Genomic DNA, 19660 nt, shown 5'->3' with positions numbered 1-19660 from the left:
TTAGGAGAAAAATGAAGGATAAATTAATTAGAATAGATTATCATGGCAAGGAAATAATTTTAATTCCCACTGCTCATGTTTCACAAGAAAGTGCAAAATTAGTTAGAGAAACTATTGAAGAAGAAAAACCTGATTCAATTTGCATTGAACTTGATGAACAAAGGTACAAGAATTTAAAAAATCCTGATGCTTGGAAAAATACAAATATTATTGACATAATTAAACAAAAAAAAGTTACACTTTTAATTGCAAATTTAATTCTTTCATCTTACCAAAAAAATATTGCCAAGAAGCTAAAGACAAAGCCTGGTCAAGAAATGATTGAGGGCATGAAGGCATCAGAAGAATTTGGCATAAATTTAGTCTTAGCCGATAGAAGTATCCAAACAACCTTTATGCGAATATGGAGAAAGATGGGGTTTTTTGAAAGAATAAAATTATTTTTTTCTTTAATGTCCATAGACGATGATGAAGATGTTTCAGAAGAGGACCTACAAAAATTAATTGAAAGAGATAATCTTGAGCTTGCAATTGAAGATATGGGCAAGGATTATCCTCAGATAGCAGCAACTCTTTTGCATGAAAGAGATAAGTATCTAGCATATAATATTAAAAATGCTCCAGGGGATAAAGTTATTGCCATTCTTGGTGCGGCACACACTCCAGGAGTTGAAGAAGAAGTTTTTAAAGAGCAAAATATTGAAGAGCTAAATAAAATTCCGCCAAAATCTTTGGCTGGCAAGGTCATACCTTGGTTAATTCCAATTTTAATTGTAGTTTTAATTGGACTTGGCTTTAAGCAAAGCATGAATACAGGAATGGCGCAAATAAAGTCATGGTTTTTATTTAATTCTGTTCTTGCCGCTCTCTTAACAGCTCTATGCCTTCCTCATCCACTAAGTGTTTTGACAGCCTTTGTTGCAGCACCTTTTACATCTATAAACCCAATGCTTGCTTGTGGTTGGTTTGCAGGTCTTGTAGAAGCAAGCTTAAAAAAACCTACAGTTGAGGATGTAAATAATATTCCTGAAGATATTTTTAGTATAAAAGCTTGGATTCACAATAAATTTTTGAAGGCTCTTTTAGTGGTAATACTGGCAAATATTGGCTCATCAATTGGAACAATAATTGCTGGAAGTAAAATAATACAAAGTTTATTCTAAAGGCAAAAAAATTAAGGTAATGGAAAAATTTATCCATTACCTTTTTTATTTGCCTTAATTTTTCTTGAAGATTCTTTAATAATTCTAACTAAACCTTGAGATAAGACTATGCCTAGGGCAAGTGCAGATGTAGTTAATGTCGTTTTAATGACTTGTTCTCGCATTAAAATATAATTTGATTCGATGAAATAATACATAATGTAATACATTCCTGCTCCTGGTACAAGTGGTACTAGGCAAGGGAGTGTAAATACTGTGGCGGGCTTTTTAAATTTAATAGCAAAAGTTTCAGAAAAAATTCCAATGAGAAAAGATGAAATCAAATATGAAATCATATAGTTCTCACTAAAACTAAATAAATATTCGTAGATTATCCATATAAAACCGCTTAGGGCTGATGTAATGATCCTAACTTTTTTTGGAAGCTTAAAATAAATAGTAAAGCCATAGGTAGCAAAGGCTGATAAGAAAAATTGTGAGAGCATCTTCATATTATAAACCTCATAATTTTTAAACCAACGCCCACGCCAAAGGCAATGGCAAGTGCAATGAAGAAGGCTTTAATCATAGTAATGGCACCTGTTATAAATTCGCCGCTCATTATGTCTCTCACAGAGTTTGTTATGGCAACGCCAGGAACCAAAAGCATTATTACTCCGATGATTATGTTGTCAATGTTTGAGCCAAAACCAAAGTGTACACAGATAATTGCTAGGACTGATGTAATAAAGGCGCAAATAATATTATTTATGAAAAAAGAAAGTTTGAAGTAGCTAAGTTTTTCAAGAACTATGGGGATTAATATGCCAATAAGAAAACTAGCCAAGAAGTCCTTTAAGTCGCCACCAAATAAAAGTGTGAAGAAGGAGGAAGCAATGCCACCAGAAAAATATATTTTCTTTGGATTTTCTTCAGCTGCATCAATTTCAAAAAGTCTTTCATAGCCTTCCTTTATTGAAAGATCTCGTGAGACAAAATCTCTTGAAAAAGAATTTACACAGTCAATTTTATATAAATTTGTATCTGAAATTGTAATTTTTCTAAAATTGTTAAGAGTTTCTCCCTCAAACTCCATTGAAATAAAAATTGCAGAGGGTAGAGCGTAGGCTGAAACATTAGAAATATTAGAGACCGACTTACAAATCCTTTCGATTGTATCTTCTGCCCTATAAGATTCTGCTCCATTTTGAATTAATAAAGCGCCAGTGAATAAGGATAGATTCATTAAATCTTTAGCATCTTTTATATTGTTTAAAACTTTCGCCATTTTATCACCAAGCTAATTATACTATGGAGTTTTTTTATTCTCAATTGTAAATAGTAAATTGAATCTAATAATTTAATTTGTTATAATTACTTAGATAGGGGTGATTATATGGAAATGCCCATAGTTTCAATAATTGGCAGACCAAATGTAGGCAAATCTACTTTATTTAACAAAATAGTAGGAAGAAAAGTTTCTATAACTGAAGATACTCCAGGTGTAACTAGAGATAGAATATATCAACCTGCATCTTGGCTTAATTATAAATTTTTACTTGTGGATACAGGTGGACTTGATCTAAAGGACGAAGACATATTTATGTCTAGCATCAAGGCACAAATCGATATGGCACTAGAAACTTCTGATGTTGTAATATTTTTAGTAGATGGTGCTGAGGGTTTAAATCCAACAGATGTAGAAATTTCACAATTTCTCAGAAAAACCAAAACTAAAGTTGTTTTAGCTGTAAATAAATATGATTCAAAAATAACAAAGGAAAATATTTTTGATTTTTATGAATTAGGTTTAGGAAATCCCATTGGCATAAGTGCTGAACAAGGCACTGGTGTAGGTGACTTGCTTGACGAAGTTGTAAGTGGTTTTACACCAGTAGATGATATAGAAGATGATGATCTTATAAGGGTTACCTTAATAGGTAAACCTAATGTTGGCAAGTCCTCTCTTCTAAATTATTTAACTGGAGAAAACAGGTCTATAGTTACAGATATTCCCGGCACTACAAGAGATTCAATTGACTCTTTAATTAAATACAAGGACAATGAATATGTTTTTGTAGACACTGCTGGACTTAGAAAAAAGAAAAAAATTGTACCAGGTGTTGAGAGATATTCTGTAATAAGAACTCTTACTGCAATAGAAAGATCAAATGTCTGTGTACTTATGATTGATGCGCTAGAAGGTGTAACTGAACAGGATTCTAAAATTGTTGGATATGCTCATGACAATAATAAGGCAATTATTATTGCAGTAAATAAGTGGGATGCTCTTGAAAAAGAGACAAAGACTATGAAAAACTTTGAAAAGGAAATAAGAAATCAGCTTCCTTTTGTCTTATATGCTCCAATAATATTTATATCAGCTAAAACCGGTCAAAGAGTAAATGAATTTTTAGATTTAATTGAAGTGGTAAACAACAATTACAACCACAGAATTCAAACTGGTGTATTAAACGATATTTTAAATAGAGCAGTTCTTATGAACCAACCGCCATCAGATAAGGGCAAGAGAGGAAAGCTCTACTACGGTTCTCAAGTAAGTGTTAGACCACCAAAATTTTTACTTTCTGTTAATGATAAGGAATTATTCCACTTCTCCTATTTGAGATATATTGAAAATCAAATTAGAGAGACCTATTCCTTTGATGGCACTCCAATAATATTGGAGTTGAAAAACAGAGTTAATCCAAGAGCTGACAAAGGACCAAGAAGATGAATTATTTCTTAGTTTTAATTATATCTTATTTGATTGGCACAATTTCTGGTTCCTATATTATAGGAGAATTATTTTTAAATAAAGATATTAGAAAATATGGTTCAGGAAACGCTGGAACAACTAATGCCATGAGAGTTCTTGGCAAAAAAGCTGGTGTTACAACTTTTATTATTGATTTTTTTAAGGGAGTAGCAGTAACTTTTATAATTGGAAAATTTTTCGGGAGAAACCTTATTCCACTGGGAATACTTGGATCTGTAATTGGTCACGATTTCCCCTTCTACATGAATTTTAGAGGTGGAAAGGGAGTTGCTACAACTCTAGGCGCCTTAGCTCTTTTTAATTTTCCCCTTACCTTAATATGTTATATTGTATGGGTGCTTGGAACTCTTCTAACAAAAATAGTTTCTGTTGGTTCAATTTTATTTTTCATTTCAATTATTATTGTCTACACCTTTATGTCAGACCTTACTACTTATAATATTATTTTAATTGATATTATTGCTTTAATTGGAATAATAAGACATAAGGATAACATCAAGAGATTAATAGCCGGAAATGAAAATAAAATAGGAGGTAGGAAATGAATATCACACTATGTGGTGGTGGAAGCTGGGGTACTGCCATTGCTAGGCTTTTATCAAATAAAGGGCATAAGGTAAATTTTTATATTAGAAATAAATCTGTAATTGATGATATAAAGAAAAATAAAGAAAATTCAAAATATCTTCCAGGAGCAAAATTTAAAAATGAAATCAACCTTACTAATGATTTAGATAGTGTTCTTGAAGATATTGATGTTTTTGTTATTGCAGTGCCAACTTCTAGCACTAGAGAAATTTTAGAAAGAATTAAGGGCAAGATTTCAAAGGAGACAATTATTGTCAACTTATCAAAGGGATTTGAACTTGAAACTCTCGATAGAATTTCAGAAATTTCATCAGAAATTTTAAAGGACAATCCCTTTGTAGCTCTTTCTGGACCATCTCACGCTGAAGAAGTAGGAAAGGATATTCCAACAACTCTTGTAGCTTCTTCTCTAGATCCAAGGGCTGCAGTAACTATTCAACACGAATTTTCTACTTCAATTTTTAGAATTTACACAAATCCTGATTTAATCGGGGTTGAAATAGGTGGCGCTTTAAAAAATATTATTGCTCTTGCTGCAGGCATGAATGATGGTCTAGGTTATGGAGACAACTCAAAGGCAGCACTAATGACTCGTGGAATTTATGAAATGAGTAAACTAGGTATTGTCATGGGTGCAAACCCACACACCTTCAATGGACTATCTGGCATTGGTGACTTAATAGTAACTTGCACAAGTATGCACTCTAGAAATAGAAGAGCAGGAATATTAATTGGTCAAGGTAAATCAATGGAAGCAGCCTGCAAGGAAGTTGGTCAAGTAGTTGAGGGAGTTAAGACTGTTAAGTCTGCTTATAAACTTTCTCAACTTAAAAACATAGAAATGCCAATAACAAATGCACTTTACCAAGTTTTATATGAAGGTTACGATCCAAATAAAGCTGTGTATGATTTAATGACTAGAAAAAATAAGGACGAAATAGAGCAAATCTTCTTCGAATAATAACATATTGCAGGAGTTTGTGATATAATTATTTGATGAATAGGTGGTTTTTTGAACAGTTTTTTTAAAAAAAATAAATTTTTCAAGAGAAGGATGCTGGCTCTTTTAATTTTTTTAATTTTAATTGTATTTTTTGCAAAATTAATAAGAGGAAGTAGAGTAAATAATTATAAAACAATTTTTCCAACTTTGACCACTTTTGAAAAGGATATTGACACAAAAATTTACAATCTCTTTGATGAAAAAGCTTATTTTTCAAAAGGAGATGGGATTGTAGTATTTCATGCCAGTGAAGGACAAAAGGTGCCTGTAGGCTATGAAGTTGCAAATTTAAATTTAATGGAAGATGTATCCTCTTTAAAGGATGAACTAAATAAAGTTAAGGCAGCAATAAAGATAAAAAAGGGAATTGAACCCGTAGAAAAAGAAAATTCTTTGAGTTTTACAAAAAATCTTCAAGAACAAATAAAAAACAAAAATTATTCTGGGGTTTATTTTGATATAAATTCATCAGATGAAGCTTCTCAAGAAAACATTAATGAGGCTGAATTAAAGGAATATCTTGAACTATCAGAGGATACTCTTTTGCTTAAGAAAAGGGACTTAGAAGAAAAAATTTCTAAATTCAATTTTTCTTATCTTGCAGAATTTAGTGGTATAGTTACTTATAAAATTGATGGCAATGAGGATTATTTTAAAATTGACAATTTAGACAAGTTTACTTATAAATACTTAAATAAAAACTACAACTTTAAAAGTTTGGAAATGGAAACCAAGGTAAAAAATGGAGATCCGCTTTTTAAAATAGTAAATAATTTAAATTGGAAGGTTGCCTGCACTATTAACAATGTCTCACAAATTTCAAATTATAATATTGGGGATTCTGTTAAAATACAAATTCCAGAAATTGAAGACATTTATGGTATAGTGGAAAAAATAAATAAAGATAATAATCATGCCGTAATTATTGTTAGCCTAGATAGATATTTTGAAAATATGTATTCTAATAGGATACACGATGGCAAAATTATAGTAAATAAAACTAAGGGCTTTGAAATACCAAAGTCAACGCTTATAGAAAGAGATAATCTTACTGGAGTATATATACAGGAAATCAAGGGGCTTGTTAAATTTGTGCCAGTTGAAATAGTAAGTGAGACAAATGATTATGTCTTTATCAACAAGGGAAATAAAGAGTCTGTTATTAGCATTGGCGATAAAAGTTATAAAACTGTAACTGTTAACGACGCCATAGTAATAAATCCAAAAACTGTAGATGAGTCAAGAATCTTAAATTGAGGTGATATTTTGAATTTGGAAGACAATTTAAAAAAACTTTATGAAGATATAGAAATAGCAAAGGATAATTCTAATTTTAAAAGAGATGTCAAACTAATTGCTGTATCAAAGACCCATCCAGTAGAAATGATAAAGGTTTTTAACCAACTTGGTGTCATGGATTTTGGCGAAAATAAGGTTCAAGAACTTGTTTCAAAGATAGAAGATAAAGAAATTGAAGAAAAGTTAAAAAATAATAAAATAAATTTTCATTTGATTGGCAATTTACAGACTAATAAAGTAAAATATATTTATGACAAAGTAGAATTAATTCAATCTCTGGATAGAATAAAATTAGCTAAAGAAATTAATAAGAGAGCAGAAAAAGATGACATCAAAGTAAATTGTCTTGTGCAAATTAACATTGGCAATGAAGCGACTAAATCAGGAATAAAATATGAGGAAACTGAAGATTTTATTTATGAGCTTTTAGATTATAAAAATATTAATATTAAGGGGCTTATGGCTATTGCTCCAAATAGTCCTGATGAAACTTTGCTGAGAAAATTATTTGAGAAGATGAATATAATGTTTGAAAATATTGCATCAAAAAACTATGATGGACTTGAGATGAAATATTTATCAATGGGGATGAGCCATGATTTTAAATTGGCAATCCAAGAAGGATCCAATATGATCAGAGTTGGTTCTAAATTATTTGGAAATAGAAATTATAATTAGGAGGATATTATGGCAGAAAAAACTATGGACAAACTAAAGAAAATCTTTGGCTTTGCAGATGAATATGAATACGAAGATTTTGACGAAGATTTTGAAGATGATGTAAAGGAAGCAGAGGTTGTAGAACCTACTTATGCACCAAAGAACATCACTCATACTAAAGCTAAACCAAGAGTATCAACAAGCAATATGATAATTACAGTTCATGAACCACTTTCTTATGATGAATCACCACTTATAGTTGATGATTTAAGAGATTTCAAGGCTGTAGTTCTTAATTTTGAACAACTTGATGTTGATGTTAAGAGACAAATCTTTGATTTTGTAAGTGGAGCTCTTTATGCACTTGATGGAAAGATGCAAAAAGTTAACAAAGATATTTTTATCTTGGCACCAAACAATGTTGAAATTGATGGATTAAAAGAGCAACTTAAGAACAACGGAATGTTTCCTTGGTAAATTTAAACAGAATAGATTTAATTAATCATATTAATAGGCCTGAGGAAAGGACTACTATAAGGAAAGTTATTGACAAAATGGAATCTGTAATGAAAAGTCATATTACTGAATCAACAGATTTTTTAAATCCTCATGAGATTAATTTGTCTATTTCCATTTTAAATAGGTTTAAAGATGAAATCTCCTATGAAACCCATGGGGGATACAATGACAGTGAATCCTGCATCATTTATATTTATCCTAGTTATAAATGTGAAAATGATGCAGATGATATTGTCTTATTTAAATTTGAATCTAATGAAAAAATTAAACACGGCGATGTACTAGGATCTATTTTAGGCCTAAGTATAGACAGACAAAAAATAGGTGATATTTTAATTGGAGAAAAATTCACTTATTTTTTTGTTAAAAGAGAAATTGCAAACTTTGTAGAAATAAACCTCACAAAAATATCTAAATACAATATTGTCCTCAGTCGTGAAGATAAAATTTCTGATCTCCCAAAAAAGGAATTTGACTACAAAAAAATTGTTGTCTCTTCCTTTAGATTAGATAATTTAATCTCTAAGGTCTTTAATCTATCAAGATCAAAGGTTAAAAAGATGATAGATGGTGAACTTGTAAAAGTTAATTTTGCCAAGGAGACAAGAGCTCACTTTGAGCTTGAGGAAGGTGACTTGGTTTCCCTTAGAAAGTATGGAAGATTTAGAATTTTTGAAGTTGAAGGAAGCACTAAGAGGGGCAATTTTGTAGTTTTAGTGAGATTAAATAAGTAAGGAGATACTATGTTCGTTGCTATTTTTTGCATTATTTTAATAATTATAGATCAGTTTACAAAATATTTGGTGGTTGCAAATATTGCAAATGAAAATCCAATTGTACTAATTGACAACTTTTTGAAACTCTATTACATAGAGAATAGAGGTGCAGCCTTTGGAATTTTACAAGGATTTAGATCTCTATTTACAGTTATAACTGTCCTAGTTTTACTATTTTTAATTGTATTTTTAATTAGAAATTATAATAAGGTTCCCTTTATTTATTTAGTTAGTTTCAGTCTTCTTATTGGTGGGACTATTGGAAACTTCATAGACAGAATTAGACTTCACTATGTTGTTGACTTTATAAGTATGAGGTTCTTTGGCCATGATTTTGCAATTTTTAATTTTGCCGATATGTTTATTGTTCTTGGAACAATTTTAATTTCCATTGGAATAGTTCTTCACGACAATAAAAGGTGATTTATGTACAAAAACATTTTTCTAGTAACTACTCTTGATGTTGATACTAGACTTGATAAATTTTTAGATCAAAAACTTGAAATAAATAGGTCGCAAATAAAAAAACATATTGAAGCTGGAAATATTTTATTAAATGGAAAAATCGTAAAGGCAGGATATAGTTTAAGGGAAGGGGACACCATTACAGTTTCCTTTGACGATGAGGAGAAACTTCTTCCAGAAAATATAGATTTTAATATAATTTATGAGGACGAATATCTTGCTGTAATTTCAAAGCCCCAGGACTTAGTAGTCCATCCAGGTGCAGGAAATAAAAGTGGAACTCTTGTTAATGGTTTACTTTATAAATTTAAAAATCTATCTAACCCAATAGATGAAAATAGACCTGGCATTGTACATAGGCTTGATAAGGATACATCTGGTCTTATGATTATTGCAAAAAAAGACCAGGCTTATTATAAACTGGTAGATATGTTTAAAAATCGAGAAATCGAAAAACATTATTTGGCAATAGTTCATGGTAATATCTATGAGGACTTTGATGTAGATGCACCCATTGGAAGAGATCCCAATAATCGAATTAAAATGAAAGTTGTTGAAGAAAATTCTAAGCATGCCTCTACAAGCTTTCATGTTTTAAAAAACTTTGATAAATTTACTCTCTTAGATGTCAGGCTACATACTGGTAGAACTCACCAGATTAGAGTGCACTTATCCTATGTAAATCATCCCGTTGTTGGCGATGAGACCTACGGCATAAAAAACAAATATAAAATAAATAAACAGCTTTTACACGCTTATAAACTTAAATTTAATCACCCAATTACAGGTGAAGAACTTGAAATTGTTGATGAATTTCCAAAGAGGTTCAATGATTTTATGGCACTTTTTAGCAAGGAGAAATAATTTGAATAAATATGATGTAATAATAGTTGGCTCAGGCGCAAGTGGCGTCTTTGCCTCTTACGAATTTAAAAAGTTAAATTCCAATTTAAAGGTACTGGTAATAGACAAGGGCAATACAATTTATAAAAGGCAGTGTCCAATAAAAACTGGACAAGTTGAAAGCTGTATTGGCTGTAAACCTTGCAATATCATGAATGGTTATGGTGGAGCCGGTACTTTATCTGATGGAAAATATAATATTACAACAAATTTTGGCGGACAAATGCATGACTACCTTGGAAAAGAAGAGTCAATTGAACTAATGGAATATGTTGACTCCGTTCTATGCAAATTTGACGGTGGAAATTCAAAACTTTATGAAACAAGCGCATCAAATTTAAAAACTCTTGCCTTAAAACATGACCTACACTTGCTGGATGCCAAGGTTAGACATTTTGGCACAGATAGAAATGTGAAAATCCTAGAAAAAATTTATGAGTGGACTAAGGATAAAGTGGAAATAATTTTTAACACCACAATAGTTGATGTTGAAAAAAATGAAAATTTTAAACTTACTACTGACAAGGGTGAAACTTTTTACTGTGACAAATTAGTTCTTGCTTCAGGAAGAAGTGGCTCTAAATGGATTTCTGAAATTTGCAAAAAATTTAATATTAATTTATTTTCAAACCAAGTGGATATTGGTGTCAGGGTTGAACTACCTGCAGAGGTATTTAAACATATAACAGATGCAGTCTATGAGTCAAAAATAGTTTATCAAACTAAGGGTTACAACGACCTTGTAAGGACTTTTTGCATGAATCCTTATGGACAAGTAGTAGCTGAAAACACTAACGGCATTATAACTGTAAATGGGCATTCTTATGCTGACCCTAAACTTCAATCTGAGAACACAAACTTTGCTCTTTTAGTTAGCAATACTTTTACAGAACCCTTTAAAGATTCAAACGAATATGGCGAATCAATAGCAAAACTTAGCAATATGCTTGGAGGAGGAGTTCTACTACAAAGATTTGGAGATTTGGTTAAGGGAAGAAGATCTGATAAGAGAAGAATGCTTAAATGCTTTACTGAGCCAACCTTAAAGGCAACTCCAGGTGATTTGTCCCTTGTAATTCCTAAGAGACAACTTGACTCAATTATAGAGATGATTTATGCCTTAGATAAAATTGCACCAGGAACTGCAAATGACGATACACTTTTATATGGAGTTGAAGTTAAATTTTATAATTCAAGAGTTGAAACTGATTCAAATTTTGAAACTTCAGTTGACGGTCTCTTTGTAGTTGGCGATGGTGGAGGTGCCACTCATTCACTTTCACAAGCCTCTGCTTGCGGAGTCTATGTTGCTAGATATTTAAATAGTATTATGTCTTAAGAGTATGCCTATGCATACTCTTTTCTTGATAAATAGGCTGTTTTTCAGTTATAATATAAAGACACGAAATGAGGATGTAAATGGAAAATAAAGAACTAATTAACGATATAAATAACAATGTAAATGAGTACATTAGAGATATAAAAGAAAATATTGATGAAAAGAAAGCCCTAATCATTACTCATGGCTGCCAAATGAATGAGCACGATTCTGAAAAAATAACTTGGCTCCTTGAAAAAATGGGCTACAGCTTTGTAAATGAAGTTGATGATGCTGATTTAATAATTTTAAATACTTGTTCAGTAAGACATTCTGCAGAAGATAAGGTCTACGGTCAACTTGGAAATTTAAAAAATTTAAAGTCTAAGAAAAAAAATATAAAAGTTGCAGTTTGCGGCTGCATGATGCAAAGAGAAGAGTCAAGAAATTATGTTATAGAAAAATTTCCAAATGTGGATATTATTTTTGGAACAAATAATATTTGGAAACTGCCAGAGCTCTTAAAGTCATCCTATGAAGGCAAAAAACTTGCCATTGATATAGAAGAAAATCCACTTAGCATAGATAATACTCTAGGCGCAAATAGACTTTACAATTTTAAGTCCTATGTGAATATTATGTATGGCTGTAACAACTTCTGTTCCTATTGCATAGTTCCGTACACAAGGGGAAGAGAAACGAGCAGAAGACCTCATGATATAATTAGAGAAATTGAGGAGCTTGCAAAAAATGGAACTAAGGAAGTAACTCTCCTTGGTCAAAATGTAAATTCTTATGGAAAAACTTTTGACGATAAATATTCTTTTGCAAATCTTCTTGAAGAAATTAATGACATAAAGGGAATAGAGAGAATTAGGTTTATGACATCACATCCAAAGGATATTTCCGATGAATTAATTTATTCCTTTAAAAATTTAGATAAACTTTGCAATTTCTTACACCTTCCAGTTCAAGCTGGTTCATCAAGAGTTCTTAAGATGATGAACAGAAAATATACAAAAGAAGATTATCTAAGAAAGATAGATAAGGTAAAAAGTGTTAATCCAAACATGGCCCTTTCCACAGACATAATGGTTGGTTTTCCAGGTGAAAGTGAAGAAGATTTTCTTGACACCTTAGATTTAGTTAAAAAAGTTGAGTACGACACAGCCTTTACTTTTATTTATTCCATGAGGGAAAATACTCCTGCTGCAAGAATGGAACAAGTTCCTGATAAAGTTAAACATGAGAGGTTTGAGAGACTTTTAGATATTTTATATCCAATTCAAGAAAAGAAAAACAAAGCTTTTCTTGGAAGAGATGTAGATGTACTTGTTGAAGATTTCTCAAAAAAGGACGATAGTAATGTTAGTGGAAGAACTGATGAATTTAAACTAATAAATTTCAATGGAAATAAAAGCGATATCGGAAAAATTTTAAAAGTTAAGGTAACAGAAGCAAATAGTTTTTCTCTAGTAGGTGAAAGAATTGAATCGTGAAAAATTAACTCCTATGATGCAGCAATATCTTGCTGTAAAGGATGAGAATCCTGATGCAATTTTATTTTTTAGGCTTGGCGATTTCTATGAAATGTTCTTTGACGATGCCCTTCTTGCATCAAGAGAACTTGAAATAACTCTCACAAAAAGGGATGCAGGTCTTGAAGAAAAGGCTCCTATGTGTGGAGTTCCATATCATGTGGCATCAGGATATATTTCAAAATTAATAAATAAGGGCTATAAGGTTGCCATTTGCGACCAAATGGAAGACCCAAAATTTGCCAAGGGCATAGTTAAAAGAGAAGTAACTCAAATTATTACCCCGGGAACCTTTACGGACACTGAATATTTAAAGAGTGACTTGAATAATTACCTTCTTTCAATTTTTATTCACGGTTACTCCTTAAATTTAACCTATTCAGATTATTCAACAGGAGAAATTTATTTTACAGAAAAAACTTTTTTGTCAAAGTCCGAATTGTATAATTTCTTACAAGATGAAATCGACAGAATTAGTCCCAATGAAATTTTATTAAATGATGAAGTTACTTCAAAGTTTAAGGAGAAAATAAAAAGAGATAATATTTTTGTAAATCCTTATCTTTCAGATAATTTAAGGGAAATCAATTTATTTAAAGATCTTGGAGAATATTTTAGCGAAAATTTCAAAGAAAATTTAAAAAATTTCTTGTCATCAAATAATATTTCTGATTACACATCATTAAAAAAAATTTTGCAGTACTTGGTAGTTACTCAAAAAATTAATTTAAAGCACATAAATAATATTAAACTCTATAATAATTTTGATTATTTAATCTTAGACGAAAGCTCAAAGAGAACACTTGAAGTAGTAAAAGGACTTAATACTTTTAGCAAAAAGGGTTCCCTATTAGACGTACTTGACAAGTGCAGCACCTCTATGGGTTCTCGTAAGTTAAAAAAATGGGTGGAAAGTCCATTGGTGAATTTAAATAAAATTTATGAGAGACAAAATTTAATAGAAGCCTTTACGAGAGACTTGCTTCTTCAAGACAAATTAGAAAAAATCTTAAAAGAAGTCTATGACATTGAAAGGCTTGTAGTAAAAATTTCCAATGGAAGTGTAAATCCTCGTGAAGTTTATTCTCTTAAGAATACAATTATAAATTCTAAGAAAATAAAAGAAATTTTAGAAATTTACAAGAATGATTATTTAAATTCTTTGGCAAGAGAATTTATAGATTTAAGTGATATTTTTGAAAAAATAGATGCCCTTTTAATTGAAAATCCTCCTGTGGTAATAGAAGAAAACAGGATAATTAAAGAAGGATATTCTGAGGACTTAGATGAGCTCTTTAAAATAGCCACAGAAGGCAAGAACTGGTTACTGGATTTTGAAAACAAAGAAAGAGAAAGAACTGGTATCAAAAAATTAAAGGTTAAACACAATAAAATTCTTGGATATTTTATTGAAGTTACTAAATCTTTTTTAGATGAAGTTCCAGATGATTACATTAGAAAACAAACCCTAGTTGGCTCAGAAAGATTTTTCTCTGTTGAATTAAAGGACATGGAAGGAAAGCTCCTTGGATCTAAAGAGAGAGCATTGACATTACAAGCTGAAATATATAATGGTTTAAAGGACTATATAGCAGGAGAAATTTATAGGATACAAATTTTAGCAGACAAACTTTCGAATTTAGACTCAATTTTGTCTCTGGCAAAAGTTTCTAATTTAAACAATTATGTAAGACCAGACTTTAACCAAGATGGCTTTATTGAAATAAAAAATGGACGACATCCAATAGTGGAAACTTACCTGAAGGATGAATTTTTCGTTCCAAATGATACTTTTATTGACACTGATAAGCATATGATCCACATAATCACTGGTCCAAATATGGCAGGTAAGTCCACCTATATGAGACAAGTTGCCCTAATAACTATTATGGCTCATATAGGATCCTTTGTGCCTTGTGACAGTGCTAATATTTCACTTGTAGATAGAATATTTACGAGAATTGGTGCAAGCGACAATCTTTCCAAGGGTCAATCTACCTTTATGGTTGAGATGCAAGAAGTTGCCGATATTATTGACAATGCAACGGCAAAATCCTTGCTTATTTTAGATGAAGTGGGCAGGGGAACTAGCACCTTTGATGGACTTGCCATTGCAAATGCTATAATCGAATACATTGCAGAAAATATTAAAGCAAAAACCCTTTTTGCAACCCACTACCACGAACTTGTTCATCTTGAAGAAAAATATGATTCAGTAGAAAATTTAACTATTGCAGTTGATAGGCAAGATGAAGAAATAATTTTCTTAAGAAAAATAATAAAGGGTTTTACAAATAATTCCTATGGCATTGATGTTGCAAAGCTTGCAGGTATCGATGATACTATAATTAATAGAGCTAAAGAAGTATTATATGTAATTGAAAAAGAAAACGAAGATATAAGCATTGACTTAAATAAGGAATATATTAGAGAAGAAAACAACAATCCAGAAATAATGAACTTTATAGATAAGTTAAAGGAAATAAATATTCTCGAAATAAGTCCCATGGAAGCTTTTAATTTGTTAAATGAAATTGTAAATAAATCTAAGGAGTTACAATGATTAGACTTTTAGATGAAGCAACTATTTCAAAAATAGCTGCAGGAGAAATAATTGAAAATTCTGCATCAATAGTGAAGGAATTAGTTGAAAATTCTATTGATGCAGGTGCAGATGACATTCTCGTTGAGATAAGAGGAGATAGTACTGACTATATTAGGGTTTCAGACAATGGCTCTGGCTTTTCTGAAGATGACCTTGAAGTGGCATTTCTTCGCCACTCCACATCAAAGCTAGAGAAAATTGAAGACCTGGAAAAAATAAGGACACTAGGTTTTCGTGGAGAAGCTCTTGCAAGCATTTCAAATATTTCAAAAATCAAACTTATGACAAAGAGGGAAGAGGACCTTGCAGGTAATTCTCTCTTAATTGAAAATGGAAAAATTATAAAGAAAAATAAAGTTGGTATGCCCAAGGGCACGACCTTTGTCATAAGTGATGTCTTTTACAATACCCCAGTTAGAAAAAAATTTTTGCGAAAAGATTTGACTGAGATAAATAATATAATTGACATTGTACAAAAAATTGTCCTAAGTAACAATAATATAAAATTTACTCTTATAAGAGATGGAAAAATTATTTTAAATACAGGAAGCGACAAGGATCCCATTAATAGAATTTTTAGTATTTTAGGTTCAGAAATTGCATCTTCTTTAAATGAAGGATTTTTTGAATCAGAAAATTATAGGATTAGGGGGTTTTTCTCTGACAACAAACTCTTTAGGTCAAATAGAGACAGCCAATATATTTTTGTAAACGGAAGATTTATAAGAAACATTAACATATCAAGGGCAGTGGAAAAAAATTATCACTCTCTAATTCCGCTAAACAGATATCCTGTATTTGTATTGTACCTTGATATTGACCCAAAGCTAATTGATGTAAATATTCATCCAAAGAAAAATGAAATAAAAATTTCCAATGAAAATATTTTAAGAGCTCTTTTGGCTGAAGTTGTGGAAGAAGTAATTTTCCCAAATAGAAGCATTAGAGAAATTGAAATAGAAGATAAAAAGGAAAATGTAAGTGTCTTTGATATTTTTGAAGAAGATGAAACTAATGATAGTGTTGACCAAGAAAAAAATACAAATTTAAAAAGCCTTTGGGATATAGAAAAGGAAACAAGTGAGGATTATTCAGAGAAGACCTTTAATGAAGATTCTGTTTTATATAAAGACAGCTTAAAAGAAGATATAAAAGCAGAGGATGAAAGAATTTTCACTGAAGAACATGAAGATAAAAACTTTTTATTTAACAGCGAAAAAAGTCATATAGATGAAAAACTTTTAAATACAAGAATAGCAGGCGTTCTCTTTAAGACTTATATACTTTTAGAAAATCAAAGAGAGGGCATTACTTTTCTAGTAGATCAACACGCTGCCCACGAAAGAGTAAACTACGAGAAATTTTTGCACATGTATTTAAAGAGTGAGATCACTTCACAAATTTTGCTTAAGCCAGAGATAATTGAACTTAATCAAATGGAATACGACAAAATTTTAAATTATTTGGATCTTTTTACAAAGCTTGGTTTTAAAATTGAGGACTTTGGCGACAAATCTGTAGTTCTTAGAGAAGTGCCAATGATTTTTGGCTTGCCAACCTATGTAAATTTTATTAGGGATATAATTGATTCTCTAGACAAGGAGATTTCATCAAATTATGAGGCTGATTTATATAAAATAATGAAAAAGGCCTGCAAAGCATCAGTCAAGGCTGGAGATGACTTATCAGATATGGAAATCGAGTCACTTATTAGGGACTTAAAAAATTGTGAAAATCCATATACTTGTCCTCATGGCAGACCTACTGTTGTTGAAGTATCAAAACACACCATATCAAAATTATTTTTGAGGGAATAAATGGAAAATTTAATTATAATAACAGGACCAACGGGAATAGGGAAGACTGAACTTTCTCTTGAACTCGCAAAAAAATATAAGGGCGAGATAATTTCCAGTGACTCCATGCAAATTTATAAAAAATTAAATATTGGAACTGCAAAAATTGACTTAAATAAAACAAGTATCCTTCATCATATGGTTGATATAATAGAGCCTTCTGATAATTTTACTGTTGCTGATTTTAAAAATTCTGCAAAAAAAATTATTACTGACATAAATAATAGAGATGGACTTCCTTTTTTAGTTGGAGGAACGGGACTTTACATCAATTCTCTTGTCTATAATTTAGATTTTACTGAAACTGAACCCGATTATGAGTATAGAGATGAACTTAGAGAGATACTAGAGGAAGAGGGAAGCGAATTTTTATACGAAAAACTTCAAGATCAAGATAAGAATATGGCAGAAAAAATCCACAAAAACAACGGTCAGAGAATTATAAGAGCCTTAGAGATTTTAAAAAATGGCAATAAAAAAGGCGACAATTTTCGAGAAGAAAATAATGACTACAATTTAATTTACATCGGCCTTAATATGGATAGGGCTAAACTTTACCAAAAGATTAACCAAAGAGTAGATAAAATGATTGACTTAGGCCTTATAGATGAAGTGAAAAATCTTTTAGACGAAGGACTCGACAAAAACTCACAATCACTTAAGGCTATTGGATACAAAGAAGTGATTTCTTATTTAGATGGCAATATAGATTTTGATGAAATGGTGGACTTAATAAAGAAAAATTCAAGACACTATGCCAAGAGACAGCTTACTTGGTTTAGAAGAGATAAAAGAATTAAGTGGTTCGACAGAGAATCAGACACAATACTTTCTGATATAGAAAATTATATTGACAGTAGATTAGTTTAGGAGAAAAGATGACAATATACGACAAATTATTTAAAGAAGAATATAAAATTGATAAAAAAATAATTGATTTTGTAAATAAAAATGAAGAAAAACTAAAAAATAGATTTCAAGAATTTAGTGACATTGCACAGTATAATCAAGTTAAGATTTTAAAAGCTATGCAGGAAGAAGGTTTAAAATCTACAGATTTTAACTGGACTACAGGCTATGGCTATGGAGATATTGGAAGAGACAAGGTAGAAAGCATTTACACTAGAATTTTTAGGACAGAGGATAGCCTTGTGAGATCAAACATTGTATCAGGAACTCATGCAATAACACTTGCAATTAAATCTGTCTTAAAACCAGGAGATCACTTCTTATCTGTTACTTCTACGCCCTATGATACGTTGCAAAAAGTAATTGGATTAAGGGGAGACAGCCCTGACTCTTTAATAAAAACTGGCTATGAATACTCTGAAGTGCCCCTAATAGAAAATAAAATTGATGTAAAGAGCATCAAAAATTATATTAAAAAAAATACTTCTCTTGTTATTATGCAAAGGTCAACGGGCTATTCAAATCGGAGGGCCTTTACAATTTCTGAACTAAAAAAAGCAATTGATGAAGTGAAGAGGATAAATAAAAATATAAAAATTTTCGTGGACAATTGCTATGGAGAATTTACAGAACTTATTGAACCAAGTGAGCTTGGAATAGACATTATGGCAGGTTCACTTATAAAAAATCCTGGAGGAGGAATTTCCTACACGGGCGGCTATCTAGTAGGCAAGTCTGAACTTGTAGAAAGGGCGGCAAATATACTTACTGCACCAGGAATAGGAAAGGACTGCGGACTAACCTTTGGAATGACAAGACAAATCCTTCAAGGACTTTTTATGTCGCCAAAAATTGTTGAGGATGCAATAAGGGGTGCTATGCTTTTTTCAAAATGTTTTGAAGAATTGGGCTTTAAAACTATTCCATCAAGTGATGACCCAAGAAGCGATATTGTCACAGCAATTGAACTAAAAAAACCTGAAATTTTAGAAACATTTTGCAAATACATTCAATTTTCTTCTCCAGTTGACTCAGAATTCACTCCTATGCCTTGGGACATGCCAGGATATGATGATAAGGTAATAATGGCAGCAGGAGACTTCATAGAGGGCTCATCCATAGAACTTTCAGCAGATGGACCAATGAGAGAGCCTTATTATGTATATTTCCAAGGAGGACTTTCTTACTATCACATTAAATTCGCATTGATACATCTATTAAATGCACTTGATAAGGAAAATTTAGTTACAATACAAAAAGATTAAAATGTCTTATGTAAAAATAATACAAATAGAATCTT

General features: G+C 31.1%; 18 protein-coding genes. 16 read left to right on the top strand and 2 right to left on the bottom strand.

The genetic code is table 11. From position 1 onward, the window contains the following. The first annotated feature begins 11 nt into the window (after window positions 1–11). Window positions 12–1163, top strand: coding sequence for a TraB/GumN family protein (locus tag HGPG_RS02380; RefSeq protein WP_019124456.1), 1152 nt, complete (start codon window positions 12–14; stop codon window positions 1161–1163). 29 nt (window positions 1164–1192) lie between these two features. Here HGPG_RS02380 and HGPG_RS02375 read toward each other — a convergent pair whose 3' ends face one another. Both HGPG_RS02375 and HGPG_RS02370 read right to left on the bottom strand, forming a co-directional pair. Continuing rightward, window positions 1193–1654 carry a threonine/serine exporter family protein gene (locus tag HGPG_RS02375; protein WP_019124455.1) on the bottom strand — a complete coding sequence of 154 codons (462 nt, stop codon included), beginning with the start codon at window positions 1652–1654 and terminating at the stop codon, window positions 1193–1195. Next, a complete protein-coding gene (locus tag HGPG_RS02370; RefSeq protein WP_019124454.1) occupies window positions 1651–2430 on the bottom strand; it encodes a threonine/serine exporter family protein in 780 nt (259 codons plus the stop codon). The genes HGPG_RS02375 and HGPG_RS02370 overlap by 4 nt, the downstream gene beginning before the upstream one ends. Window positions 2431–2538: 108 nt before the next feature. Here HGPG_RS02370 and der point away from each other — a divergent pair, with 108 nt between their 5' ends. The 15 genes from der to HGPG_RS02295 all read left to right on the top strand — a co-directional run bounded on the left by der (window position 2539) and on the right by HGPG_RS02295 (window position 19625). Beyond that, window positions 2539–3879 carry a ribosome biogenesis GTPase Der gene (gene der / locus HGPG_RS02365; RefSeq protein ID WP_019124453.1) on the top strand — a complete coding sequence of 447 codons (1341 nt, stop codon included), beginning with the start codon at window positions 2539–2541 and terminating at the stop codon, window positions 3877–3879. Next, window positions 3876–4466 (top strand): glycerol-3-phosphate 1-O-acyltransferase PlsY, encoded by a 591-nt coding sequence (gene plsY, locus HGPG_RS02360; RefSeq protein ID WP_019124452.1) that lies wholly within the window; start codon window positions 3876–3878, stop codon window positions 4464–4466. The genes der and plsY overlap by 4 nt, the downstream gene beginning before the upstream one ends. Further along, window positions 4463–5470: an NAD(P)H-dependent glycerol-3-phosphate dehydrogenase gene (locus HGPG_RS02355; protein ID WP_019124451.1), complete on the top strand. Its 1008-nt coding sequence runs from the start codon at window positions 4463–4465 to the stop codon at window positions 5468–5470. The genes plsY and HGPG_RS02355 overlap by 4 nt, the downstream gene beginning before the upstream one ends. A 51-nt stretch (window positions 5471–5521) precedes the next feature. Beyond that, the gene (locus HGPG_RS02350; RefSeq protein WP_019124450.1) at window positions 5522–6769 is read left to right on the top strand and encodes a biotin/lipoyl attachment domain-containing protein; all 1248 of its coding nucleotides are present in this window, start codon (window positions 5522–5524) and stop codon (window positions 6767–6769) included. A gap of 9 nt (window positions 6770–6778) precedes the next feature. Then, complete coding sequence (locus tag HGPG_RS02345) at window positions 6779–7489, top strand: YggS family pyridoxal phosphate-dependent enzyme (RefSeq protein WP_019124449.1); 711 nt, start codon at window positions 6779–6781, stop codon at window positions 7487–7489. A gap of 9 nt (window positions 7490–7498) precedes the next feature. Continuing rightward, entirely contained in the window at window positions 7499–7948 is a 450-nt protein-coding gene (locus tag HGPG_RS02340; protein ID WP_019124448.1) for a cell division protein SepF, read from the top strand. A gap of 77 nt (window positions 7949–8025) precedes the next feature. Then, the gene (locus HGPG_RS02335) at window positions 8026–8724 is read left to right on the top strand and encodes a YlmH family RNA-binding protein (RefSeq protein WP_245543875.1); all 699 of its coding nucleotides are present in this window, start codon (window positions 8026–8028) and stop codon (window positions 8722–8724) included. A gap of 9 nt (window positions 8725–8733) precedes the next feature. Next, window positions 8734–9189 carry a signal peptidase II gene (gene lspA, locus HGPG_RS02330; protein ID WP_019124446.1) on the top strand — a complete coding sequence of 152 codons (456 nt, stop codon included), beginning with the start codon at window positions 8734–8736 and terminating at the stop codon, window positions 9187–9189. Window positions 9190–9192: 3 nt separating this feature from the next. Continuing rightward, window positions 9193–10095, top strand: a complete 903-nt coding sequence (locus tag HGPG_RS02325) for an RluA family pseudouridine synthase (protein ID WP_019124445.1) — start codon at window positions 9193–9195, stop codon at window positions 10093–10095. 1 nt (window position 10096) lies between these two features. Further along, complete coding sequence (locus tag HGPG_RS02320) at window positions 10097–11473, top strand: NAD(P)/FAD-dependent oxidoreductase (protein WP_036731387.1); 1377 nt, start codon at window positions 10097–10099, stop codon at window positions 11471–11473. Between the two features lie 80 nt (window positions 11474–11553). Beyond that, the gene (miaB, locus tag HGPG_RS02315) at window positions 11554–12951 is read left to right on the top strand and encodes a tRNA (N6-isopentenyl adenosine(37)-C2)-methylthiotransferase MiaB (RefSeq protein ID WP_019124443.1); all 1398 of its coding nucleotides are present in this window, start codon (window positions 11554–11556) and stop codon (window positions 12949–12951) included. After that, window positions 12932–15553 (top strand): DNA mismatch repair protein MutS, encoded by a 2622-nt coding sequence (gene mutS / locus HGPG_RS02310; RefSeq protein ID WP_425357395.1) that lies wholly within the window; start codon window positions 12932–12934, stop codon window positions 15551–15553. The genes miaB and mutS overlap by 20 nt, the downstream gene beginning before the upstream one ends. Then, entirely contained in the window at window positions 15550–17412 is a 1863-nt protein-coding gene (gene mutL / locus HGPG_RS02305) for a DNA mismatch repair endonuclease MutL (RefSeq protein WP_019124441.1), read from the top strand. Before mutS ends, mutL begins: the two co-directional genes overlap by 4 nt. Beyond that, entirely contained in the window at window positions 17413–18321 is a 909-nt protein-coding gene (gene miaA, locus HGPG_RS02300; protein ID WP_019124440.1) for a tRNA (adenosine(37)-N6)-dimethylallyltransferase MiaA, read from the top strand. It begins immediately after the preceding gene. A gap of 8 nt (window positions 18322–18329) precedes the next feature. Further along, a complete protein-coding gene (locus HGPG_RS02295) occupies window positions 18330–19625 on the top strand; it encodes a methionine gamma-lyase family protein (protein WP_019124439.1) in 1296 nt (431 codons plus the stop codon). The last annotated feature ends 35 nt before the right edge of the window (window positions 19626–19660 follow it).

The sequence above is a fragment of the Peptoniphilus grossensis ph5 genome (assembly GCF_000311825.1).
GTDB classification, from domain to species: domain Bacteria; phylum Bacillota; class Clostridia; order Tissierellales; family Peptoniphilaceae; genus Peptoniphilus_A; species Peptoniphilus_A hominis.
The sequence above is the reverse complement of the archived record's forward strand: the minus strand, read 5'-3'. Positions and strand labels throughout refer to the sequence as shown.